Source organism: Bacteroidota bacterium, assembly GCA_018692315.1.
Lineage (GTDB): Bacteria > Bacteroidota > Bacteroidia > Bacteroidales > JABHKC01 > JABHKC01.
On record JABHKC010000028.1, the window covers coordinates 111,261 to 136,510 of the forward strand.

A 25,250-nucleotide genomic window follows, 5' to 3' on the forward strand; every position below is an offset into this window, starting at 1 on the left:
TGGACCAGTTGTGAAAAATATTAATTTAGATAATTTTGCATTTTTAAATAAATAATAAATATTGTTATGAAAAAAATTATCGGTTTATTCTGTTTTAAACTCATTATAATCTCATCATTAGTTTTATCGCAAAATTTTGTGTCTGCACAAAATAGGGATGTAAAAACCAATGTTATTCAATACGTTATGCCAAATGGCCTCACGATAATATTAAATGAAGACCACACCAAATCAGAGATATTTGGGCTTGTTGTAACAAAAGCCGGTGGGAAAGACGATCCTGCCGATGCTACAGGAATGGCTCATTATATGGAACATATGTTGTTTAAAGGCACCGAACAACTCGGAACTACAAACTGGGAAGAGGAAAAACCATATATCGAAAATATTTTCGCATTGTACGACCGTCTTGGAGAAACGAAAGATGATGAAGTTCGTGCAGCCATTCAGAAACAAATAAACGAAGAGTCTGTCAAAGCCAACGAATTTGCAATTCCAAACGAATTGTCAGGCATAATTAAAGGAATTGGCGGAACCGGAATGAATGCAAATACAAGTCCCGACCGAACTGTTTTTTTCAATACTTTCCCATCAAATCAATTAGAAAAATGGTTAGAGATTTATAACCATAGATTTGAGAATGCCGTTTTTAGGTCTTTTCAGGCAGAGCTCGAAGTTGTGTATGAAGAAAAAAATCTATACTCCGATATGTTTCAAACTCGATTGTTAGAGAAGTTTCAGTTACATTTTTTCAAAAATCATCCCTATGGACAGCAAACCCTTATTGGGACTATTGATGATTTAAAAAATCCATCGCTAACAAAAATGTATGATTTTTATAAAACATACTATGTAGCAAATAATATGGCTTTAGTTCTTTCAGGAGATTTTAATCCGGCTGAAGCCCGAAAACTGATTGAAAGAAAATTTGGCAAATGGCAAAGCGGAAATATTCCGGAACGAATTGTTTATCACGAAGAACCTTTCAAAGGGCGTGAGTTTGTTCAAATGAAATTGAGCCCGATAAAAATAGGAATGCTTGGCTTCAGAACTGTTCCGGCCGGGCATCAAGACGAAATTGCACTACAAGTTTGTAATCAGATTTTATCTAATCCGAATCAAACCGGATTGTTAGACAAACTGTCGTTAGATAATAAACTTTTGGCAGCAATGACAATCCCTATTCCTTACTACGATCATGGGGCTACTGTGATTTTTATAGTGCCAAAAATTGTTGGACAAAAGCTTGAAAATGCAGAAGACTTAGTTATGAACGAAATAAAAAAGCTAAGAAATGGAGAATTTGATGACTGGATTATTCCTGCCGTGAAACAAAGCTTATATGTTGAACATTCGCTTTCTATGGAAGACAACGATAGTAGAGCTATACAATTTGCCGAAAGTTTTGCTCAAGGCAGAAAAGTTGAAACGGTTCTGGAATTTACAAAACGTCTTGACAGAATTGCAAGGGAAGATATTATAGAAGTTGCTCAGAAATATTATGGCGACAACTATCTTGCTTTTTATTCAAAAATGGGTTTTCCAAAAAAGGAAAAAATTGAAAAACCGGATTATCAGGCTATTCCTTCAAAAAATGAAGTAAAATCTAATTTTGCCCAAAAACTTGAATTAATTCCTACAAAAACCCCAAAACAATCTTATTTCTATTTCGAGGAAGATGTTCAGCATAAAGAGATATCAAATGGTGTGAATTTATTTTACACAAAAAATCCTGTGAATGATATTTTTTCAGCGACAATTAAATATGGTATTGGAAATGAGAAACTTCCTATGTTGAAGTATGCTTCGGAAATTATGAATTATGCCGGAACAAAAAAACATTCGGTATCGGAACTGAAAAATGAATTTGCCAAAATCGGTTGCAACTACTACATATCAAGCGACGATAGTTACTTGACAATCAGCGTAGAAGGATTAGAGAAGAACTTTAAATCAGCCATAATTTTAATCAATGATTTGATAAACAGCCCTGTTCTCGAAGAAGATAAGCTAAAAATATTGTACGATGGCGAAAAAACAAATAGAAAAATGGAACGCTCCGAACCTGATAATGTAGCCGATGCACTTTTCGAATTTGTTCGTTTCAAATCTAAATCCCAATATCTTGACAGACTTTCGTTGAAAGAAATAAAAAATCTTGACACAAAAACTTTAAAAAAAGCTTTTAAAAACGCAACGAATTTCGAATCAAAAATTCATATAGTTGCTCAAGAAGATGTAAATTTAGTGCATCAGATTGTTCAAAACTCATTTGCCCCTAACAAAAATATTGCGATTAGCGAATCTCCAATTGTTAGGGATTCGGAAGTTCATAAAGAGAACACAATCTATTTTGTAAACAAAAAGAGTGCAACACAAAGCAAAGTCTATTTTTTCGGTAATGGCAAGGTTTTTCAGAAAGAAAAAGAAGCAGATATTGATGCTTTCAATTTGTATTTTGGAGGAGGATTTTCAGGAATTGTTTTACAGGAAATTCGAGAATATCGTTCGTTGGCTTACAGTGCCGGCTCGCGTTACACTATCCCTGTTTTGGAAGGTAAGCCATCAAATTTTATTGGATATGTTGGCACACAAGCCGATAAAACAAACGAAGCAATTGATGTTTTTTACGAACTAATTAAAAATATGCCAGAAAAGCCGGAAAGAATTGAAATGGTTAAACCATATTTAATTCAGAAACTTTCGACTGACCAACCTGGCTTTAGAGACCTTAGTCAAAAAATAGAAAGCTGGAAACTCAAAGGTTATACCGAAGATCCCGCAAAATTGAAATCGAAAATGTATGAACAATTAGAATTTGAATCAATAATTCAATTCTATATCGAGAACATTCAAAACATTCCTATTGTAATAGCAATTGTTGGAAACGAAAAGCAAATTGATTTAAAAAGAATTGAAGCTTACGGGAAAATTGTTAAAATTAAAGAGAAGGACTTGTTTTTAAAATAGGAATTTCCTTTATTCCAAATTATGTATTTTGCTTTGAAAAATGCCTAAGTTGGGTTGTGTCTTTCATTCATTTACAAAACCATTGGATTCAACTTTTTTATTAGAACCAATCAGGCTATTTTGTTAAATATGTTTATTGTTGACTAATTGTATTTAGATTTGCAAATGAAATAGAATCAATCCAAACTTGTCAATCGTTTATCTCTGTTCCTTTCTAACTATTCTTTTTTATTAATAATTTATTAAATTCTTGGGCAAAGTATTTTGAAAATATCTCAGCTCCCTCCGGATTTAGATGACTTGCATCAAACATATATTTAGCATTATAGAATTCAGGGTATAAATTGGGATTTGCAAGATCAATTCTGTGTACCTCATCAATGAGATTGTATAGTGGAATAAGTTCCCTATATTGACTTAATTGCATACGGGGTTGTAGAAAAAAAACTAAATGAATGCCTTTTTCTTTAGATTCTTCTATTAGCGAATTAACTTTATCTAAATAAGCATAATTCAACAGATTTGAATTTATATTTCCATTATAAAGTTTCTGAATTTTCTTCTCTTTTCGGTCAACTGAGTTAGTATCCCTCAAAAATAATTCCCTTCTTCTTATCATGCCTGGTGCATCTTCATAAAGACCAACAAACCCATCGTAATTTTCTCCAAGGATACCTTCTAAGTCTTCATCAGATAAATTCCATTTCGTTCTTTTTATGTTGTCAAGCGCTGTGACTAATCCAATATTAAATATGTTCTCAGCAAATGAAATAGTATGGTTTTTAATTGCAAGCATTTTGAGAGTGTCAGGAAGTAATGAATTATTAATTACATTTAGTGTAAAAATATATGATATGGGCGAATACCAATATCTTTTCCGGGTGGTATGCAAGTGTTCAGTATGACAAGGGTCAATTTTGGCTAAATCAATAAAGGCATATTCAATATCCAGACCATCAAGTTTAAGAATGTTATCATAAATATGAAAAGTTTCAGGTGGCATTGTACTTTGACTGCCCAAATTAAATGATCGAATGTCTGCATCTGTAACAATTCGGTCGAAAGTAGTTGGAATTAATTGTTTATATGTTGTACTTGCTCCAATGAAAATAGCATTGTATTTATGTATGTCCTCTTCAAGCTGATCTTTCTTAATACTGATGGTAGCATTTCCCCAGGTTTGATCAGGTAGTAGAATATGTCTGATAAAATAATTTGTACATAATGTCAGGAACATTATTAAAATAATTTGTAAAATAATCCTAATCATAAAATTATATATTAGTTTTTAACAAAGTTTTTTTCTCAATATTTTTTATTTCTCACGATTTCATTAAACTTTTTAGCAGCAAGTTTTGTAATTATTCTGGCCCCGTCAATATTTAGGTGATTGTTATCGTATGCATATTCTAATGAATATAATTCTGGATAAAATCTACAATCAGCCAATTCAATTTTATGTTCATCATCAATTTGCTGCATTAGTGGAATATATTCTTCATATTGTTTGACTGCTATCTTAGGATTAAGGAAGAATATTAAATGTATTCCTTTCTCTTCTGAGAGTTCAATAAGTCTGTTTATTTCATATAAATGAACTAAGTTGCAATCAAAGCTTTTTCTATCGTACTTATTATACTTCATTTCCATTTGGTTGAGTTTTTTCTGCAATCTAGCCGGATCTCTTTTGTAATATTCATTTTTACCTTTTTTTAAATCTTCCACATAATATCCTTTAAATCCGTCATCAAACTCACCAATAATACTTTTTACTTTCCTTTCATTCAATTCATATTCTTTTTGCAAAGCACGTACGTAGGATTTAATCAAGCCAAAATTGAAAACATTTTCAGCAAAAGATATAGTATGATTTTTAATTTTGTGACTTTTTTCATCTGATGATTCAAATGATTTGGATGACATTAATGATTTTATTGCAAACAAGTATGCACTTGGAGTGTACCAATAGCTTGCTCTTGCTGTATGCAAATTTTCATCAAGAATTTTAAAAATATCTCTTAATTCAATAATTACATAATCAATATTAAGGTCTTCCTCATTAATAAGATATTCATAATAGATGTAGGTTTCAGGAGGTGCAAAACGACCAGTGCCTAAATTAAACGACCTAACCTCAAGATCAGGATCAATTTCTTCATCGAACACACTTGGCATTAAATGTCTATAGATTGTACTTGATCCAATGAAATAGGTGTTGAATTCATCACCCTTTTCTTTTATATACTTAGTTTTGATATGCACATTAAAGTTTCCCCAAGTCTTTGAGACAAATGATTTCCTAATCAATTGGTTAATAATCAAAACAGCAGTTATGATAATTGCCATTTGACTTATCAATTTTATTATTCCGAATGTATTCTTAAATTTCGGCGTTTTCATTTTTGTTCATTAGAGATTTTTATAGTTCCTGCGATGTCTCAAGTTTGCAATTGTTGAAATTTTAGTTTAATCTATGAACTTATCTATTCGATTAAATATATCAGTATTCAACGTAAAATTCCATTTATAAATATTACTTTTATTCTTCATTGCTAATTTCCTTTGATTAGTACCGAAATATTTCACTATATACTATATTTAATTCTTGAATTATTATACTTCTTATTTTGTTCAACATTTAAAACTGAAAATAAATAAACTCTTTTTCTCCAAATTCACCGAGATTAAATATTGCAACCAAAAGTAGAACATATACTGCCCATCTGATAACAATTGGTTTTTGAGCTACAACTTTAATTATGTTATAATTTGCCTGCATATGTTCAATAATGAACAAGAAAGCAACCAGAATGAAACTCATCTGCAAATTATAATCACTTAGGAAATCTTGCCAAAATGCACTAAAACTTAGTCCCCGTACCGCATTCCCCATTAAAATAAATGAATCGTTAAGGTTGGCTGCACCAAAGAATAATGTAGCAAAGCTTACTAGTAATAAGGTTGTGATAATTCCTAATACTTTTTGCAATCCTGGAATTTTCGAAAGCCCTATCCGTTTAAATAATTTATGTCTGCTTTTATCAGTCATAATTTCAATTAGCTGGAATAGTCCGTGCAATACTCCCCATATTACAAATGTCCAGTTGGCTCCATGCCAAAGACCACTGATTACAAAAACGATGAAAATATTATAATACCATCGCCATTTCACAACCCTGCTTCCACCTAATGGAATATACAAATAATCTCTGAACCATGTTGTTAAAGAGATATGCCATCGTTTCCAGAAATCGTAAAATGAGCGTGAAAAAAGAGGAAAGTTAAAGTTTTTCATCAGGTCGTAGCCCAAAACACGTGCAGCTCCTCTGGCAATATCGGTATAACCTGATAAGTCATTATAAACTTGTATATATAGCAAAATTGAAGCTACAATAATATGCCAACCTTCAAAACTGTCTGGATTCATAAATACTTTACCAACATATAGGGAAAGAGTATCAGCAATAACAACTTTTTTGAAAAATCCCCAAACCATTAGCTTTACTCCACTAACAACCCGATTTCTTTCAAACTTTACTTTTTTGTAGAATTGAGGTAACAATCTTGTGGAACGTTCTATTGGTCCTGCAACTAACTGCGGAAAGAATGCTACATATAATCCAAAGCGCACCGGATTCCTTTCAACCTGACCGCTACCATTATATATATCAATAGAATAGCTAAGGGTTTGAAAAGTATAGAAGGAAATCCCTACCGGCAGTAAAGCATCGAACTCGCCAATTCCATAGAACAAATCGAAACTTTCAAATACTGCCCGAGTGGCATCGTTGAATAAATTGAAATACTTAAATCCAAAAAGTATTCCAAGGTTAACAATTAAACTTAGGTATAAATATTTCCTTCTTTTTTTCTTCTCAGGAATTTTACCCATTTGCAAGCCTGCCCAATAGTCAATTATTGTTGAAACAAGTATTAGAATTATATATTCTGCCTTCCAGCACATATAGAAATAGTAACTTGCAGCCAGCAACAATATCATTCTCAGCTTGTGAGGCAAGGCATAAAATAGTATAAATACTATTGGAAAGAACATCAGGAAATCGAGCGAATTAAATAGCATTATTAATTTTCTTTATTTTTAATTATTCAGCTTTAGATGTTTTATTATTTTTAATTTTTATCTACTATCAAAGTTAAATCAAATATTTACAAATTATTATCGCAAACTTATTCTTTATTATTTTCATTATTTCAGTAAATTTGGTGCTAAATTTATAATTTTCTTTAATATCAAAAAATAAATTATTAGCTAATTATAGATTTTATCAGTTTTCAAACTTAAATTTTTTCTAATAATTTCTTAAGTTTTTTCTTATCATTTTTTCCATTCGCGGTTATTGGAATCTTATCTATATTATGTATTTCTGAAGGAAGCATATATGATGGCATTTTCTTTGCAAGATTTTCAGATAAGGTTGAAATATCATTTTTGTAATCCTCAATAAAAAGATGGATTGATAAGTTATCCATTTCATTGGTTTTTGTAATCACAGCTATTTTTTGAAGATTGCTAATATTTTTTACTCTTGATTCTACCTCTCCGAGTTCTACTCTATAACCATCAATTTTTACTTGTTCGTCAACTCTCCCTACAAAAACTAAATTTTTATTTTCATTAACAAAGCCTATATCACCAGATTTATATCCATTAATTAATTTATCGTCATATTCAATTTGTATGAATGATTCCATAGTTTTTTTATCATCTTTCCAATAATGATTTGTAACTAATTCTCCACATAAAAGCATTTCGCCTTTTTCACCGTCTGGTAAAACATTGTTTTCTTCATCAATTATTAAAACAAATGAGTTGTCTAAAGATTTACCAATTGGCATTAATCCATTATATATTTCCTTTTTTGTTTCGCTTGGATGCCATTTATAGCTTGTGCAAAAGATAGTAGATTCGGTAGGTCCGTAAACATTTTCAATTGCCCCATTTGGCATGCACTTAGACCATTCCGACATCAATTCGTCCGATAGAGCTTCACCTCCCGACAAGAAGTACTTTAAATGAGGTAAATCCAATTCAGAAAAATATGGTTTGAGATATGTTACTAATGAAGGGACAACATTTGCAAATGTGATCTTTTTTTCTTCCATAAGATTGTAAATGTTGAAATAATATACTCCTTCGAGAGGAACAACATAAAATGAAGCTCCAATTGAAAGGGCTGTAACTATACTTATCAAGAAAGCGTCAAATGTTAATTCAAACATTTCCAAAAATCTATCATCCTCGTTTAGTTGATAATTCTTTTTATCAGTCATAAACGAAAGGAAGGAATTCAGATTTTTGTTATAAATTGGAACTCCTTTTGGTTTTCCGGTACTTCCTGATGTAAAAATCATGTAAGCCAAACTGTTTTCTTCAATTGCAGGAATTGCATCAATAATTTTTGCATCATTTATTAAAGAAGTTTCGATTGACTTAACTTTTTTATTGCTTGCTTCAATTTCAACATTTTTTTTGTTCGACTTACTTACAAGAATTGTATCTATTTCAGAATCGGAAACTATTTCTGCAAGTCGCTCAACAGGATCTTCTCCATTCAAGGGAACAAAAGCTATACCAAGTGAAAAAATTGCCAACAATGAGGCATAGGTATATATGTTTCGCTCAGTTAATATTCCTATCAGTTTCTTGTTGTTTTGGGTCATTATTAGTTCTGATCGAATATTGCTTACTATTATTAACAGTTCATTGTAAGTATATTCCCTGTCATCAACAAAAACTGCTGTTCTATCCGGGAATATTTTGCAATTTTTCAGGAAATAATGGATAGTTGATTTTTCTGTTTTCATATAAATATTTCAATAATAAAAATTGACACAAATTGTAATAGTATTATTTCATTCGTAATGTATCTTCTGTATTAATCTAAAAATTCTTTGTATTTTGTTTTCCCTAAAACTTCTATGAGCTCTTCAGCATTTTCGATAAAATCTTCAAACCGATTTGGTGCAATTTTCATATGATCTGTATGAATTTCTGAAGTAGGTATTTCTAAATATTCGGTAATTTTATCAACTGTTGCTTGTTGAGATTCCTGATTCATCAGATCTTCTTCATAAGTAAAACTTATATGGGGAAGATTTCTTAGTATATTTACTTCAGACATTCCTTTCTTTTCGGTTGACTTTAGCTTATTTAATAGTCTGTCTATATCAATAGTCATTTTATCCTTAGCAATATTTTCATTACCTGAAAACATGTGGAACGTTCCAAGATGCCTTGCATACATTCCGGAGAGCACTTGTCTTAAAATATTTTGTCTTTTCAGATGAATAAGTTTGAATCCTTCTTTTAATAAACGCGAAATAAACTTGGCTGGCTTGTCTATTTCTTGTACATCAATTAAATGATAAAGAAGCAATTTAAATCCATAAACTTCTTTAGTAGAAAAAGCCTGACGACATTTTGTAAAGAGAAATGGATTTTGTACCTTATGTATCAAAGCTTCGCCTTCGCAATGTATTTTTGGATTTGCATTTAGAAGGCTTACAAGAAGAGTGCTGCCACTACGACCTAAGCCAAAAATGATGAATTTCGTTTTTGGTAATTTAGAAATATTCTGAACATATTTAACAAAAGTCTTCAGCTCTCTTTCAATAGATATATTCTTATCTTCATTTTTATTTTGGTTTACCTCCTCATTAGTATTAATATCTTCTTTTTTTGTTTGTATATCTTCTGTTTTCATCGTCTTCTATTGCTTAATAAAATAATTCAAAATCATAGTTTATTTTATTATAATAATTTTATTGATTGTGTATATTTCTTTATTAAAAACTTTCACCAAATAAACATTTGCCGGAAAATCAGAAATATCTAATGTCAGTTTCTGTTCATTATCAAGCGTAATACTTCTATTGAATAAAATATTACCCATAAGATTTGTGATAACAATATTGTATTTTGTATCAGCTACACTATTCCATAAAATCTCAAGTTTCCCGGATGTTGGATTTGGGAACAATTTGATTCTTATGTCTTCTTTATTTTCAAATGAATAAGATTTATTATTACTGTTTAAAATACATCGGATTGATAATCCGTCTTTTTTTACCAACTCATCTCTATTAATTTGGTAGTACCCATTATGAATTTGACGATGCCATACTTTTTGTGTACTAATTTCACTTGAAGTCCAGAAAAATGATTTATTATTCATCTTCTTAAAACTACCTGTTTTATCTCTATAACCTGCAAAAAGGGAATTGAAACCCGATGATCCTCCATTTTGCATTTTCACAGCAGCATCAATGCCTCTCCAGCCAATTAAATTTGGATCATTAATATTTGTATCAACAAAGTTTTCAAGATTATAAAACTCAAGATCTGTAGGTATATGCCATCCATTGGGACAAATTCCTCTAAATCCCTCCATTGTATTATATTTCATAAGTTCATCCCAATCATATAAACCACCGTAATCACTACAATAGCCAGTATCATTATTGTAACAATACTTTTCGAAAATATTGTTGTTTGAAAGGTCAGAATGTATCAATCCGGGCGTATTGGTACTTGGAATAAAAATTCCAATATTTAGGTTTTCAACCATCCAACATTGTGAACCTATTTGGATTGTGGAATATTTTCTTCCATCACGGTAATCTGTTAAAGTATCGCCACAACTTGAAAATGAAGATAATAGACTAATTGTAATAAAATCTTCAGAACTGCCACATGTGTTACTAATAGTCCATTTTAATATATAAGTGTTGCCTTGTATTCCTTTAAACAGAGTTGTTGGTAATGTGTCATTTTGCAAATGTCCTCCAACACCATCTTCAATTGACCACATTCCTAAACCTACAAATGGAGTATTGGCATTTAAGCTGGCAAATTTCCCTTGAATGATTTGATCAGCACCGGCATTTGAGTAAGTAGGTTGGGGCGAACATGGATTTTTTATACAGCGTACTGATTTTGCATTCAGTTTATCACTACTTAATTTATAAATTCTTTCAGTATTGCTGCTTAAACCAATCCTCCATGCATTACCAATTGTATTTTCAGAAGAGGACCAGAGCAATTCAATATCATGTTCATATTTTGATGATCCATCTATAGCTATATATCCTGTACCCAATGCAGAAAATCTGCTTGCATTTGTAGCAATATTATTTGGGATTGCCCAAAATTCTGTTGATGTATCCATTAGGGGACCGGATGCAACTTCATTTCCTCCATAATAATCTATCAGAGTATAATATTCAGATATTGTTGGTATATGCCAGCCTGAGGGACATATACCTTGACTCCCAGAAGTGGAAGAATATTGCATCATCTCATCCCACTGGTATAGTCCTCCATAAATATTGCATTTTGAATCTTTGTTTTTTAAGCAATATTTTTCAATTACATTATTGTCTAACTGCTGGGTAAAATTTGCCGTATCAATTATTATCTTGTTCCCAATATTTAGGTTTTCTTTCATCCAGCATTGCTCGCCAATTTTGACTGTTGGATATTTTTGCCCATCTCTAATGTCAATTAATGTGTCTCCACAGGCTATATCTTGAGAAAATGGACTTAGAAATCGAATAATTAGAGTATCATTTGATGTGTTACAATTAGTTGAAATACTCCACACCAATTTATATGTTTGTCCAGGTATCCCAAAAAATGTAGAAGTATTTGAATATATATTTGAAAAATTACCATTTAATCCGCTTGATAAACTCCACACTCCACTCCCAAAAATAGGAACATTTGATTGCAGATACACAAATGTATCGGTAACAAATAGTTGGTCATGTCCTGCATGAGATATTGAAGGCATTGGCAAACAAGAACTGCTTGAGGAATCTTTTAAACATCTTATTGAGTAAGCATGGTGTTTCATTTTTGTTTCTCTTCCGGTTTGGTCTTCATTAAATATAAATCCTCTCCCAAGTGCATTAAATGAAGAAAATTGCGATGAGCTTAATAATCCACCTGTATAACCAACTCTTATAAATCCTTTTGAATGAAAATAATGTGAACCGCCTAATAAAAAATTAAAGCCTGATATTCCTCCCATTTTAAGTTTTTTACCAGCATCAGTTCCTCTAAGTCCAAAGGAAAATGGATCAGTTATTGTTGAATCAAAAAAAGTTTCTAAATCAAATATCTCACTATCACTTGGTATATGCCAACCATCCGGACAAATTCCCTGGCAAGATTCTATGGTATCCCACAGCATCATTTCATTCCAATTGTACATTCCTCCATAAAGTTCGCAATTAATTGAATCATTTTCGAAGCAAAACTTTTCTATAATGTTATTATTGGCAAGACTGCTGTCTCCATCTATCATTATACCAATATTGATGTTTTCAGCCATCCAGCATCTATCATCAATTTGTACGGTATTATATTGTCTTCCATTGCGAACATCAATTAGGTCATCTCCACATACCCATGTTTGGGAAATAGAATTACTCGACCAAATATATAACAACCAAAGTATTAGGAGTTTATTAGGAGCTATTTTTTTCATAATTTCTTATATTAGTAAACAGCTTTTAGTTTGATTTCCTTAAATATAGTTTCCAAAGATTTACCATTATAGAAAACTCAATCTATTTTATTTCTTCTTTTTATTGTTCTTATTGTTCTTATTGTTCTTATTCTTTTTATTGTTCTTATTCTTGCCGAAGTTTTTGTCAGTTGCTTCATAAACAAAATTAGGTAAAATACTTGATATTATGTAGTTTTTATTCTCATTTAAATAGTTCTTTTTTATGTGTTTACCATCTGTTTTGAAATTCTTATTGTCGAGGTATAGTAAGTTGTCAAAATAATCTATGAAAATATATTCTAATCCATGTTCTTCAATTTCTGAACGAAAATCCCACCAGTCATCTTCAATTTCACGACTAAATTTTTTCTTATTTAATGGTGATGAAACTACAATAAATTCTATATCATTATCGTAGGCGAGTTGGTAAATTTTTTCAAGATATTCTATTGCAATATCGGAGAAAAAAGTTTTTTCGGGAAGTTTTGGGAGAGTACTGTAATCTACATCAGAGAAACAACTAACTACTTTTACAGCAGGCAAAATTGCAAAATACGACCACCATTTTTGTCTCATTTTAGAATGAACAAGTTCCGAAAAGTGCTCTTTATTTTCGTATGTAAAAAATGGTTTTATCAGGTTGTTGTATGTTTTTTCTCTTTCGAACGCCTGACCAATAACTTCCGGAGCTGCACATAAAACAATATATTCTAGATTAGGATAGTTTTGAATAGCATTATAGGCTAATATGTAGTTGCCAACCATTAGAGTAGCGCCAGAAGTTGTTAATGTATTAGACATTTTTCCAAACAATTGGTTTGCGACACTTTCGCCTAAAAATACTACTTTTTCAGGTCCATATGTTTTGCTCGTTTTTATTCTGGTAAAAGCTGTATGATTGCTTAGGTTTTTATAAAAAAATGATGATAAATATGCAGGGGCTATAACGAAGTTGAATAAGCCAAACCAAAGCAAAATAAATATAATTGACTTTATAATAATTTTTTTCATTTTTTGTAATCCATTCGTTCTTAAAACTGAAAGTAGATAAACTCTTGAATGTTAAATTCTCCATACATTAGAATAAATGTAAAGATAAAAGCATAAACAGTCCATCTAGCAATTAATGGAGCTTTTTCTAATACTTCCCAAAAATATCCATCACGTCCAAATTTTTCGAATTGGAACATAGTAAAAATTGCAAACATCAATATAACAAAATCAAATGGTTGCAAATCTAATTCCTTAAGCACTTCAGCACCAGGCGACAGACTGAATTCAAAAAGTAATTTTTTGGTAAAGTTGCTAATAAATTCGAGTAATCCATTGTCAAGACTTCCAGCTATATGGAAACCATCTATAATATTATCTGCCCTGAAAAATATGCTTGTGAAACAGAAAAATGAGAATGTCAATAATATACTTAGTTTGTTATATATCATCGCAGGAATGGCTCTGGCAAGTTTAGCTCTAAAGTTTTTAGTAAACATTTCGTAGTAGAATGCTAATCCTTGTAGAACTCCAAAAAACACAAATGCCCATTTTGCACCATGCCATAAACCTAATAATGAAAATGTAACAAAAATTGCCCATACGATACCTTTCATTCCCCAATTTTTCCTTTTGAAAGCAATAGGTTCATAAATGTAATCTCTTGCCCAGGTCGAAAGTGAAATATGCCATCGCCGCCAAAACTCGGATATGTTTTTCGAAATAAAAGGACGCTTAAAATTGATCATTAGGTCAAAACCCATGATTTTAGCTGCTCCAATTGCAATATCGGTATATCCGGAAAAATCGCAATAAATTTGGATAGCAAATAGTACAGTAGTAATTATTAAGGCAACACCGCCATATTGTTCAGGTGTTCCATAAACCTGATCTACGATTACAGAAATTCTATCAGCAATTACTAACTTCTTAAAATATCCCCAAAGCATTATAATTAAACCGGTTTTCACTCTATTGTAATCAAATTTATGTTTTACAAAAAACTGGGGCAATAGCCTGCCACCTCTTTCGATAGGACCGGCTACAAGTTGTGGGAAAAATGAAACATAAAGAGCAAATATTCCAAGGTGCTTTTGTGGTTTTACTCTTTCGTAATACACATCGAGTGTGTAACCAATAATTTGGAAAGTATAAAAGGATATTCCAAGCGGCAGCATCAATCTCATCAACGGGATCTGATAGCCAATCTGTACTTTTTCTAAAGTAAAATTTGCTGTATCTATTGCAAAATTGAAATATTTGAAGACGAACAAAATCCCCAAATTTGTTATTAAATTTAATAACAAGAACTTTTTTCGTAATTTATCATCATCGGTATTTCCCATCCAAATTGCAGTATAGTAACTTACTAATGTTGAAGTGGCTATAAGAAAGAAATATTTTATTTCGAAAGAGAGATAAAAAAAATAGGATGCAGCAAGTAGCAACATCCATCTATATTTCTGTGGTAGTGCAAAAAAGAAAACAACTACAATGGGAAAAAATATTATAAAACTTAATGAGTTAAAAAGCATTTTAGCTAAATTGGATATTTATAATTCTTAAGCTGAGGTAAATAGAACTTATTTTATTATTACAAAAACAGTATTAATAAATAAATTATTTTCATGAAATGAACCATTAAAAAAGTGATCAAGACATTAATTTTCTGAATGCTTTATTGTCAAATCAATAAGATCGCCAACATGTTGCATTTTAGAAATATCCTTGAACTTTAGTTTTATATTAAATTCTTTTTCAACGTCTGCCAGCATTAGTGTATTAGATAATGAATCCCATTTTTTTACATCATTTGCATTGAGCGAATCTGTAACAATTATGCTATCATCTTTAAACACCTTATGAAAAATTGGTGTTAGCCTTTCTATTACTTGTTCTCTTGTCATTCTCATTAGTTTTAATTAATATTATTCTTGTATTATTTTATTCTGGTAGTTTATTTATATAATACTTTGGCACTGTATATAATATCTATGTTTTATCTTTCTCATTTCTTTCATATATTTTTGAACTTATAATTTGCAAAAAGAGGAATTTGAGTCATATTATTTTTTCTATTCCTTGCATTAAATAATTCCATTTTTTCTACTATATTAAACAATCTTTTAACAAAAGTAATAATGTTTTTTTCTTTTGCAAATTCTGAAAAAACCGCCTCGCTTTTAGTTCAGTTTTGTACACTTCTTAAATTTGTATTTGATAATTTATTTTAATAGTCTAAAAATTGTTTGTATTTAGAGTTTTCAATAGCTTCAATCACTTCATCGGAATTTTCGATAAAATCCTCGTATTTGTTTGGAGCAACTTTTACATGATCTGTATGAATTTTTGAGTTGGGAATTTCTAAATAATTTGTAATTTTATCTACTGTGGCTTGTTGTACTTCCAGATTCATTAAGTCGTCTTCGTAAGTAAAACTTAGATGTGGTATGTGTTTTAGCACTTTTTCCTCGAACACTCCTTTTTTTTCGGTTACTTTTATTTTCTTTAATAGTTTATCTACATTAACATGCATTTTGTCTTTGACAACATTTGCTCTATCTGTGTACATATGGAAAGTTCCAAGGTGTCGGGCATACAAGCCGGACAATGCTTGCCTCAAAACATTTTTCCTTTTCAAATGAATAAGTTTATATCCTTGCTGATGTAAGCGAGAAACAAACTTAATAGGTTTGTCAATTTCTTGTACCCCATTCAAATGATAAACCAAAAGTTTAAAACCGTAAACTTCTTTTTTTGTATAAGCCTGATGGCATTTTGCATAAAGGAATGGATTAGTTACCCTTTGAGTTAATATTTCTCCTTCGCAATGAATTTTTGGGTGAGAATTTAGCAGATTTACTAAAAGTGTGCTTCCGCTACGCGAAATACCAAAAATCATAAATTTCTTTTCAGGAAGTTTTTCCAGATTCTGAATATATTTGACATATACCTTCATTTCCTGTTCGGGAAGCATAGTCTCGTATTGTTCGTTTTTCCCCGTTTCTTTTTTATTAGAAATATCTTCTTTTAGCTTTGGTTTTTCTATTTCTTTCATAACAATCTATTATTGTAAAATATGCAACAAAACAAAATTTAGTATTACCAATCCATATTTTTCTCATAACCAAGTTCTATGAGTGCTTGCCCCGCAATATCTTTGAATGCTTTTTTGTGATTTTCGGTGAAATGATTTTTCCAATCGCCGGCAACTCCTTTTCTGTAGTGGCTTTTCTGATCTTCCTGTCCTTCGGTACGGCCTTTAGCTTTCGCCGAAAAACGGTTGTAGTAGGCTGCCGCCATGAATTTTCCAATAGGAAGTCGGTCATTGTTTTTCAAATTTTGTGGCGACTCTTTATCATAAACCAAATCTAAAAATTTAAAAACATCAATCAGTCTCTCATAAGGATTTCCCATAAACTCTTCCATTTTCAGTTCCATGATATTTGGGTTGGAATAGTCCCATGAGCTTATGTGATTGATAAGGTTTGTGGATCTTTCAATTTCTGACATTAGGCCATCTTCTTTCGAAGAGGTTTGAAGTTTGTCTCTTATTTCGACTAACTGTGTCCAGGCCTGGGTCGAGTGAGAATATAGATGTGAATAATAGCCAGAGACTACAATGTCTCTTGGGTCTCGAATCACATGAAAGCCTTTGTGATTTTTCAGATCTTTAATAAATTTCCATTGTGCATTTATAAAAGAATAAAAATCCATTTGGTTGCCTTCGACAAATTTAGGCAGGTCTTTGTCGAACTGACTAGCATTATGATGACTCACATATTTTATTTTCAAAAGTGCGCTGACATCGGTGATGATAGCTTTGAACCATTGCGTGCCACATTTGTGATGTCCGAAATAGGTTAATAGTGGTTTATTTTCCATGATTTTATTTTTGATAATTATTTTTTAGTCTTATGTTTTATAAAAAAATTCACTTTATTCTTCTAAGTATTTTTCGTACGGAGTGCCTGATAGTCTAGCACATAATTGCTTATAATTTACAATTCTATCTTTAAGTTTTTTCTCATTTTGCTTTTTAAATCGTATCTCCAATAAATCAGGGTTTGGCTCTACCTCCAAAAAACTTAAGAGTTTTTTCTGGTTTTCTATTTCTAATAAAGTTTCGTACTCAAGCGATATCATTCTTTGGTTTCTTGTTTTTGCAATATTCTCGAATTGCTCGAAATACAGCCTTTTTCTATTTTCATAGTATAGAAATTTTTCGATGTCGAGAAATATTTTTTGTGACTTATTTAATCGGTCTTTTTTGTCGATAGTAATATCATATACTCCAGACTGTTCGGCCTCAAGCTGCGATACTCTTGAGAGTAAATAATTCTTTCGCTTCAAGAAAACTTTGTCGATATCATCTCTGTTTGCAATTTTCTTCATGAATGAGTTATTCTGATCCTGAAAAATTTTAAATCCTATTGCTTTAGTTTTTTCTGAAAGTGCTTGCGAAAGCACGAAATTCAAAAATTTCTGGGGTCTTTCATTTCTTGTTTCTTTGGTGAAATGTTTGCTCCAGTCGAAATCGTACATACCTGAATAGTAAATATCATCTACATGAAAAATTTCGTAATGACACACTATTTCGGGATGTGCATCTAAAGCACCGACCAACATATTTGAGCCTGTTCTAGGAATGCTAATTATTGCAAATTTCCTTATATTTTCCATTATTAATTCTATTTTAAAAAGACATCATCCATTTTGTAAAAAATCTCTTCTTCGGTATAGTTTTGTTGAAAATACTCGTAAGCTTCTCTTGAAATTTTGTTTCTGTATTCTTGATTTTCAATAAGGTCTCTTATGTGCATTGCGTAAAGCTCGGCATTGTTCGTAACTATGCAACCATTTTTTGACGAATCTTCCATTCCAACAATTCCTAAGTCGGTAGTAACACAAGGCAATCCGAACGATAAAGATTCAATCACCTTGATTTTCAAGCCAGTTCCGCCAAACATAGGACAAATTGTAATTTTGCTTGAATGATAGTATGGCTCTAACTCTTCGGCAAAATTTACAAAGTCATAGTTGCTGTATTTATTTTTGTATCTATCTAAATGTTCATTGACTTTTCCTATGATTGTAATTTTATAATCGGGGTTTAAGAAGGGAACTACTTTTTCGAAAAACCATATCATACCATCGCGGTTAAACTGATTGTTTGAACCTACATATGTGATATCTATGGTCTTTTCGTTTTCGGTTCTCATTTCCATAAGTGGCATCATGTGTGGAATATGGTAGAACTTTGGTTTTTTGCAAAATCGTTCGAAAAAGGCCATTTCTTCTTTAGAAATACATATAACTTTGTCGAAATAATTTGTCCTTTTTATTTCTTCTCCGAGATAGTTACCAATATTTATTTTCCCATTGCTTTTATCAAAATAATTTAAAGACATAAAATCTTCGATTGTCATAAAAGTTGTTATGCTTCTATCGATATTTTTGATAAGGTTTGCCCACATTGGATATGTGATTAAGACCATATCATACTTTCTGGTTTTCAGTATTTTGTTGTATTGCTCCTGAAGGTTTTGATAGGCATAATCCGGAAATTGATTGCTGTCTAAAAAATCTGTCTGTTTGCCTTCTTTCCGGGAAATTAAGCCTGATATTTTTTTTGAAAGTTTGGTTTTTTTGTAATGATGTACATCTTTGTCATTAACATAAAGATTATCAATCATATGCTCTATTTCGTTCGACATAACCATTACATCGTTCCAAGGGTCTCCAAAACTTTTATGGCTAATCATATCAATCTGAATACCACGCGATTTCAAATACTTAAAGATTTGCATATATCTGGTATGAACGCCGTGTGCTTTTGTAAATGGATTGTATGGATATTGAATAAGTATTCTTTTAGAACTCATATTATATTGATATTTGACTTATTACTATTCGAAAATTCATTTAACTGTATTTTCAATTTCTATTAAGTAGATGATGACATAGATTTACTTTTAATTCTGAAACAAGCGAACCATAGCCATAGCGCATCATCTTTCCTTTTGCTTTTTTATACAATTTTACTTTTTCGCTAAGCGACATTTCATAACTTTTATATTGAGAAACTTTTTTCAAAAAGCCTTCATTTATTTTGATCGAATCCTGATGATATGGTATATCAATAAATTTATAGATTTTCTTTGCTTCTTCTTCAATGTTTTTGGCAAGCTCTTCTATTTTAATTATATGGAAATTGTCTGGCTTTAGATTTTTGTATTTTTCAATTTCCTGAATTTTTTGCAGCCACTGGTTTATTGTTTCATCAAATTTGTCTTTATAAGTTTGGTCAGAAAAAATTAATTGACCGGAGTTTTTTAAGGACACTATTTTACTGATTGGGTTACTAATTACTGCAATTATTCTGGCTTCTGGATAAAATCTGGTTATTATTTCGAGAGCATCAATATTGACAGCAGATTTTTCCATCCATATAGTGCGGTTGATATTTTTGGGTTTTACATTTTCAATCATATTGTCTATCACTACAATTTCGTATAGCATTTTTGGCGAGAGCGATTTGTTTCTCGACAATTTTATAATGTATTCTTCGGCATTTATCGAGAATGGAATAATTTTTCTAATAACATTGATTGTTCTGTCAATAGAATCGAAAAGTATGCTATCGTTCTCAACTTCAAACTGTTTTTTTACAACATCGAAAAAATGCAAATTTGGGATAGAGTATATTTTTGAGTTTGAATTTATTATTGAGTGTATGAAATTTACGTGAAGTTGTTCTTGCCCTATAACAAAAATAGGATCTTGTCGTAGCCGCTGGTGTTTGAAGTGAAGCCACGAACTGCTATGTCTAAAATCTTTATGATAAATATTTTCAGGTTTGTCTTGTAACTTATATTTAGGTCTGTTGTCTGTTTGATTATTATTAGAAAGAAGAATTGTTGGGTCGTATTTGTTATGAAAATTGTAAAAATTTGTGATGATTTTACTATTCTTTGCTTTTTGTTCTTTCATCAATATAACCAAAACCTTCAATAATTCTTGCTCGTTATATGAGTGAAACAATTGGTGGGTATTGGTCCTGATTTTTTCGGCTTTTTCGCTACAAAATATTAGCTTTTTCTCCTTAACAAAATTAAATTCGTTTGAATAGGTAAATATATTACTAATTAGAATTCTGCTTGTCCAATTGCTTCGGGCACATGAATTTGCCAGAATAAATTTCTTGTATATTTTTCGTGGAAACACAAATGCGTTAAATCCGGCGTTTTCTTCACCATTTTCTTTAAACATTTGCGGGATTTGCTCTATTCTGCAAAAATCGCCTTTTACAATTTTATTTTTTATGACAAAACCATCAATTCCTTTATCTATCAATTTATTTACTTCAGTATAGAATTCGGGCATCAAAGCTACGTCTGGCGACGAAAGGATAAAATAATCTGCATTGCTATTTTGATATAGTCTGTCGAGAATGTCTTTTAGCAATGGACGCTTTTGTTTTAAGTGAAACGACTTTATAACATAAGCAGACCTTGTGAGTGGTTTTGTTTTTTTGAGATAGCTTGGAACAATTTTTTCATCTTCCGGATAATAGGCAACATATTGTTCAACATCAACAATGTTGTCTGCTTTCGACTTAGCTATTTTCATTGTTTCAAATGCAATATTTTGGATTGCTTCTGAATCTTTGTTATCCTTGTCGAACACCGGATGTGTTATATGTGCCAAGCTCCTTTTTGTCATTAGGTAGTTTGCATAATTGAATTTATCAATTAAAGCATGTGTATATTATTGTAGAATGTTTGTAAATTTTGGTAGAATTTTCGTGGCTAAATAAAGGAATTTATGTAATTCAGCACTGCAAATAGATTGGTATTTTTCCAAATTGCCTTTCATTCGATATTACAATTTGGTTCTTGATATTTCCTAAGGTTTCAGATATTAAATATTTAGAGAAGAAATATTTCTGGAAAGCTAATGTTATTTTAGTGGCTTTTATAATTTTCACGATAGAGTTTTTTTTATTGAAAGTTAATAAAATTTGTTGCATCCTAGTATTGCAAATGGTCTATACTTTCCGTTTTCAGAGAAAGTAATTATTTGTTTCTTTCTTCAAATCTATGTTTAGTTAATACAAAAAAATCTTGTAGCAAAAGTAATAATGATTTCTTTTTTGGCAAATTCTTGTATTAAATTCTAGTTATTAGATTTCTGTTTTATTTGGAATTCAACTTTATACAATAGAAAAGAATCCTAACATCTTGCGGTTTTTCTCTTCTTTCCTAGATTTCCTCTATCTTCTACTTTTTCAATATAGTTTTTCGCTAAGGGAACTTTACATGCCGTGCCTCCCATATTCACTTCTACTTTTCCAACCATAGCTGCAATTTTTTTCGATTTTTCATTCAATTCAATAATGTATGAACCAATTGCGATAAGGAATCCATTCATTGCATACCTTACTCTGTTTTTAGCTTGGTGGATTTCTTTTTCAACTGAATCAAGCAATTTGCTGTAGGTTTTAATATCTAAATCTTCATCTTTGTTAACTCCTGCATAATAGGCTAATGTAGCCCATCCTGCAGCAGCAATTCTTTCTTCTTTAGATTTTATCCATTCCATTCCAAGTTCAAATCCGAAATCGGTTTCGGCGGCAACCCATGGAACTGCATATTCGCTCAAATAATGCCAATAAGCTTTGTCAACCCATTCGTTCAGTTGTTCTTTTGTAATTTGTTTTTCGTCTGCCATCAGTCCGGCCAAATACATCGCATCTGTATTTCCGGTTTTATAAAGCTCTAAGGAAAGCTCATGATTTTTTTTGGTTTTTTTAAGTATTTTTTTTAAATCTGCTACTTTTACTCCAAAGAATGGTTCTTTAGCGCCGTGCTTTTTTAAGGTTTTTTTGGTATTTTCATCCCCGAATTCTTCGAGCTTCTTCATTATTTCTTCAACAGTCATTTTTATATTTTAGTTTTAATAAATTCCATTAATTATTTTTATTAGTTAAATATAAAATTTAACTCAACAAAAATAGAAATTCTAAATAATTAAAAAAACCAGTTGAAGGACAGGATATTAGCTCAAAATAGCTTGCTCAGGAATATTTTTATTGATAATTTCAATTTTGTTTATTTTCTGAATTGATTTAGGATTAGGACTTATTTTCCAGCTCCAAATTCTACCATTGTAACTATCAAATTCTACGCTGTATTTATTATTATTTGCTTTAAAATCAATTATTGCTATTTTTATCATATCCGAGTTTTTATACTGTATCTCAGCAGGAATTTGAGTTTTATCATTTCCAAACAATTCAACAGAAATACAATTTTCCCAGTAGCGCCTCCATTGTCTTTTTTGTTCGAAATAGACAATTTGTTTTTGCAATTTTTTATTTATCGCCGGAGGAAACAAACTATATAGTTCCGTTAATAATTTTTTCTCAAGAGGAGTATATCCATTATTATTAAATTTTGGCTTTTTCTTTTGCACTGCAATAAGTAAAGCCAGGATTATAAGTATAATTAAGCTAGCTGAAATAATAATGAATATTTTCATCTAATTTCCTCCTATATAATTTTTGAGTAACAATTTCATCTTCATAACAAAACATTTATTTTGCTGAAAGATTGTTCAAAAAATTATTGGATATATTCATTTGCTTTTTGTTTTATTAACCAAAATATATCGTTACCTGGCAATACTATTTCAGAATGTGTATTGGTAAAAATTATTATGGCTGTTTTGCTTTTTGGATGAATCTCTAAAGTTGTGGCTGTGCCTAAAATTAAGCCTCCTGTATGACCAAACCAATTGCAGATTGATGATTTCCACACCAAACATCTACCTGAAGCTTGATTTTGAATTTCGAGAATTTTATTGATTTACCATCCCAGATTAGAAAATAATTTTCATTTCCCTGTAATTATTTATAAATAATGTCCATATTTTTATCAGGATTTTGCATCTTGCTTATACATACCCAAACATACTTCATGAAAAAGTAACTACTGAATCATCATTCGTTTAGTTTTTGAAAATTCCTGACTGGAAATTTTATATAAATAAGTTCCATGAGAATAGTTTTCGGCAGTAACAATTACTGAATGCTCTCCTGAATGTAGTTTTTTTGAAAGTACGCATTCTATCATTTCGCCATGGATACTATATGTCGAAATATTTACATAGGAATTTTTAGGCAGGTAAAAGGAAATCTTGGTAACATCAACAAAAGGATTTGGCGAGTTTTGATACAATTCGAATTTAGTTTCCAGAAAGCTGACATATCCTGGTGGAGGTGGCTCATAAGGAACAAAAACAGAACTTTTTGCCTTACGTTTAGCCAGAAAAATATCTTCCTCACCTAAATTACTATATGTATAGTCTGCAATCGAAATATTCTCATATTCGTATCCACCAAGGATATAAATGCGATTTGTGTCTTCAATACAAATGCTTTTAGCAAAATCGTTTCGTTCGCTACCTATACTTTCAGCCCAAACAATTTCACCAGCCGGATTAAATCGTGCGATAAAACATTCGTATTGTCCTACTGCAGAAATTGGATTGCCATCGAAACTTATTTCTTCCCAAAAGTCTCCTACCACATATAAGTTGCCAAATTGGTCTGCTTCAGAGCAAATTGCCCAGGTATCGAAATCGCTGCTACCGGTTTTAATCCATTCTACGGCATTGGAATTTCCGTATTTTGCTATATATAATGCGTCCAATTCTGCTGTATGATTATTGTTTATAATTACTGAATCTCCAAAAAATAAATTCAGACTATAAAAACTTCCGGTAAGATAAAAATTTCCAAAGTTGTCGGTACTTATATCATTTACATAGTCGTAGTCGTCATTTCCTATACTAAAAGCAGAAACAAAATCTCCATTTGCCAAATATTTCGCTACATAAATATCATACTCTCCATTGTTTTGTAAAGTTATGTTTTCAAAAGTAATTGAACTATCCTCAAACATTCCTGCTACAACTATTTCTCCTGTAGATAAAATGTTTACACTTTCACCAAAACAATTTCCCGAACTGTCTGCCATCTTTGTCCAAATTTCTGCACCGGCGGAAGAAAATTTTGTTAAAAACATAGTATTCCCTCTATATTCTCCTGTTGCATAAATATTTCCTTGCTGATCGCCACATATTCCATTTCCGATATCTACGAATTCTGTTCCACCATCAACTGCCCATTGAGGGAATCCGTTAATGCTTATTTTTGAAACAAAATAACCTCCGAAACCCATAGTTGAAAATCCGGTAGAACCAATCTGAAAGTTACTACTATAAGATGTTCCAATAATATAAATAAATCCTTGTTGGTCGGCATAAATATCGTTAGCAAAATCATATTGAGAACCACCACCTGTTATTGCCCATTGAAAATCTCCAGCCGAATCGTATTTAGCAACAAAAACGTCTGAATGTCCCAAATTTATGAAGTATTCATTTCCGAATAAGAGACTATCGCTTTCAAAATGTCCGGTGATATATATATTCCCATAAAAATCCTGACACATACCTTGTGCAAGATCATAATAATTTCCACCGGCAACATTGCCCCAAAGCCAATCTGGGTTTTGAGCGTTTACAAAAAAGGAACTGAAAATTATTGAGATAAGTAATAAATGGTTTTTCATGCTTTCTTTTTTTTAATTAGACGTTTGATTTATTAAATTGATGCCAGCAAATAATAATATTTTATTAATATTTTTGTTTTGCTAAAATAGTAAGTTTTTATTAAAAATAAAATTAAAA

The 25,250-nt window shown here is 31.1% G+C and carries 18 protein-coding genes; 1 reads left to right on the forward strand and 17 read right to left on the reverse strand.

The window, feature by feature from the left end; genetic code table 11:
- Positions 1–66: 66 nt before the first annotated feature.
- Positions 67–2,970, forward strand: coding sequence for an insulinase family protein (locus HN894_02735; protein ID MBT7142228.1), 2,904 nt, complete (start codon positions 67–69; stop codon positions 2,968–2,970).
- A gap of 214 nt (positions 2,971–3,184) precedes the next feature.
- On the opposite strand, the gene HN894_02740 is transcribed toward HN894_02735, so the two are convergent.
- The 17 genes from HN894_02740 to HN894_02820 all read right to left on the reverse strand — a co-directional run bounded on the left by HN894_02740 (position 3,185) and on the right by HN894_02820 (position 25,132).
- Positions 3,185–4,240 carry a hypothetical protein gene (locus HN894_02740; protein ID MBT7142229.1) on the reverse strand — a complete coding sequence of 352 codons (1,056 nt, stop codon included), beginning with the start codon at positions 4,238–4,240 and terminating at the stop codon, positions 3,185–3,187.
- Between the two features lie 35 nt (positions 4,241–4,275).
- On the reverse strand, positions 4,276–5,370 hold the full coding sequence (locus HN894_02745; protein MBT7142230.1) for a hypothetical protein: 1,095 nt from the start codon (positions 5,368–5,370) through the stop codon (positions 4,276–4,278).
- A gap of 238 nt (positions 5,371–5,608) precedes the next feature.
- Entirely contained in the window at positions 5,609–7,051 is a 1,443-nt protein-coding gene (locus HN894_02750; GenBank protein ID MBT7142231.1) for an MBOAT family protein, read from the reverse strand.
- A gap of 218 nt (positions 7,052–7,269) precedes the next feature.
- Complete coding sequence (locus tag HN894_02755) at positions 7,270–8,796, reverse strand: AMP-binding protein (GenBank protein ID MBT7142232.1); 1,527 nt, start codon at positions 8,794–8,796, stop codon at positions 7,270–7,272.
- Positions 8,797–8,867: 71 nt separating this feature from the next.
- Positions 8,868–9,695 (reverse strand): hypothetical protein, encoded by an 828-nt coding sequence (locus tag HN894_02760; GenBank protein ID MBT7142233.1) that lies wholly within the window; start codon positions 9,693–9,695, stop codon positions 8,868–8,870.
- 39 nt (positions 9,696–9,734) lie between these two features.
- Positions 9,735–12,482 carry a T9SS type A sorting domain-containing protein gene (locus tag HN894_02765; GenBank protein MBT7142234.1) on the reverse strand — a complete coding sequence of 916 codons (2,748 nt, stop codon included), beginning with the start codon at positions 12,480–12,482 and terminating at the stop codon, positions 9,735–9,737.
- A gap of 87 nt (positions 12,483–12,569) precedes the next feature.
- Entirely contained in the window at positions 12,570–13,514 is a 945-nt protein-coding gene (locus HN894_02770; protein MBT7142235.1) for a hypothetical protein, read from the reverse strand.
- Positions 13,515–13,534: 20 nt separating this feature from the next.
- Positions 13,535–15,028 carry an MBOAT family protein gene (locus HN894_02775; GenBank protein MBT7142236.1) on the reverse strand — a complete coding sequence of 498 codons (1,494 nt, stop codon included), beginning with the start codon at positions 15,026–15,028 and terminating at the stop codon, positions 13,535–13,537.
- A 126-nt stretch (positions 15,029–15,154) separates the two neighbouring features.
- Positions 15,155–15,400 (reverse strand): acyl carrier protein, encoded by a 246-nt coding sequence (locus tag HN894_02780; protein ID MBT7142237.1) that lies wholly within the window; start codon positions 15,398–15,400, stop codon positions 15,155–15,157.
- Positions 15,401–15,723: 323 nt separating this feature from the next.
- Positions 15,724–16,551, reverse strand: coding sequence for a hypothetical protein (locus tag HN894_02785; GenBank protein MBT7142238.1), 828 nt, complete (start codon positions 16,549–16,551; stop codon positions 15,724–15,726).
- Positions 16,552–16,595: 44 nt separating this feature from the next.
- Positions 16,596–17,378: a sulfotransferase gene (locus tag HN894_02790; protein ID MBT7142239.1), complete on the reverse strand. Its 783-nt coding sequence runs from the start codon at positions 17,376–17,378 to the stop codon at positions 16,596–16,598.
- Between the two features lie 54 nt (positions 17,379–17,432).
- Complete coding sequence (locus HN894_02795) at positions 17,433–18,176, reverse strand: hypothetical protein (protein MBT7142240.1); 744 nt, start codon at positions 18,174–18,176, stop codon at positions 17,433–17,435.
- Positions 18,177–18,184: 8 nt separating this feature from the next.
- Positions 18,185–19,378: a glycosyltransferase family 4 protein gene (locus tag HN894_02800; GenBank protein ID MBT7142241.1), complete on the reverse strand. Its 1,194-nt coding sequence runs from the start codon at positions 19,376–19,378 to the stop codon at positions 18,185–18,187.
- Between the two features lie 52 nt (positions 19,379–19,430).
- Positions 19,431–21,218, reverse strand: coding sequence for a sulfotransferase (locus HN894_02805; protein ID MBT7142242.1), 1,788 nt, complete (start codon positions 21,216–21,218; stop codon positions 19,431–19,433).
- Between the two features lie 510 nt (positions 21,219–21,728).
- A complete protein-coding gene (locus HN894_02810) occupies positions 21,729–22,436 on the reverse strand; it encodes a DNA alkylation repair protein (protein MBT7142243.1) in 708 nt (235 codons plus the stop codon).
- Between the two features lie 117 nt (positions 22,437–22,553).
- Positions 22,554–23,036: a hypothetical protein gene (locus HN894_02815; protein ID MBT7142244.1), complete on the reverse strand. Its 483-nt coding sequence runs from the start codon at positions 23,034–23,036 to the stop codon at positions 22,554–22,556.
- A gap of 449 nt (positions 23,037–23,485) precedes the next feature.
- Entirely contained in the window at positions 23,486–25,132 is a 1,647-nt protein-coding gene (locus HN894_02820; GenBank protein MBT7142245.1) for a T9SS type A sorting domain-containing protein, read from the reverse strand.
- Positions 25,133–25,250: the final 118 nt, after the last annotated feature.

What these genes read in the sequence shown, in the direction of transcription:
- HN894_02750 (MBT7142231.1), bottom strand. Translation starts at nt 7,051, where the DNA reads ATGCTATTTAATTCGCTCGATTTCCTGATGTTCTTTCCAATAGTATTT.
- HN894_02745 (MBT7142230.1), bottom strand. Translation starts at nt 5,370, where the DNA reads ATGAAAACGCCGAAATTTAAGAATACATTCGGAATAATAAAATTGATA.
- HN894_02770 (MBT7142235.1), bottom strand. Translation starts at nt 13,514, where the DNA reads ATGAAAAAAATTATTATAAAGTCAATTATATTTATTTTGCTTTGGTTT.
- HN894_02810 (MBT7142243.1), bottom strand. Translation starts at nt 22,436, where the DNA reads ATGACTGTTGAAGAAATAATGAAGAAGCTCGAAGAATTCGGGGATGAA.
- HN894_02780 (MBT7142237.1), bottom strand. Translation starts at nt 15,400, where the DNA reads ATGACAAGAGAACAAGTAATAGAAAGGCTAACACCAATTTTTCATAAG.
- HN894_02760 (MBT7142233.1), bottom strand. Translation starts at nt 9,695, where the DNA reads ATGAAAACAGAAGATATACAAACAAAAAAAGAAGATATTAATACTAAT.
- HN894_02820 (MBT7142245.1), bottom strand. Translation starts at nt 25,132, where the DNA reads ATGAAAAACCATTTATTACTTATCTCAATAATTTTCAGTTCCTTTTTT.
- HN894_02775 (MBT7142236.1), bottom strand. Translation starts at nt 15,028, where the DNA reads ATGCTTTTTAACTCATTAAGTTTTATAATATTTTTTCCCATTGTAGTT.
- HN894_02740 (MBT7142229.1), bottom strand. Translation starts at nt 4,240, where the DNA reads ATGATTAGGATTATTTTACAAATTATTTTAATAATGTTCCTGACATTA.
- HN894_02800 (MBT7142241.1), bottom strand. Translation starts at nt 19,378, where the DNA reads ATGAGTTCTAAAAGAATACTTATTCAATATCCATACAATCCATTTACA.
- HN894_02790 (MBT7142239.1), bottom strand. Translation starts at nt 17,378, where the DNA reads ATGGAAAATAAACCACTATTAACCTATTTCGGACATCACAAATGTGGC.
- HN894_02785 (MBT7142238.1), bottom strand. Translation starts at nt 16,551, where the DNA reads ATGAAAGAAATAGAAAAACCAAAGCTAAAAGAAGATATTTCTAATAAA.
- HN894_02815 (MBT7142244.1), bottom strand. Translation starts at nt 23,036, where the DNA reads ATGAAAATATTCATTATTATTTCAGCTAGCTTAATTATACTTATAATC.
- HN894_02755 (MBT7142232.1), bottom strand. Translation starts at nt 8,796, where the DNA reads ATGAAAACAGAAAAATCAACTATCCATTATTTCCTGAAAAATTGCAAA.
- HN894_02765 (MBT7142234.1), bottom strand. Translation starts at nt 12,482, where the DNA reads ATGAAAAAAATAGCTCCTAATAAACTCCTAATACTTTGGTTGTTATAT.
- HN894_02735 (MBT7142228.1), top strand. Translation starts at nt 67, where the DNA reads ATGAAAAAAATTATCGGTTTATTCTGTTTTAAACTCATTATAATCTCA.
- HN894_02805 (MBT7142242.1), bottom strand. Translation starts at nt 21,218, where the DNA reads ATGACAAAAAGGAGCTTGGCACATATAACACATCCGGTGTTCGACAAG.
- HN894_02795 (MBT7142240.1), bottom strand. Translation starts at nt 18,176, where the DNA reads ATGGAAAATATAAGGAAATTTGCAATAATTAGCATTCCTAGAACAGGC.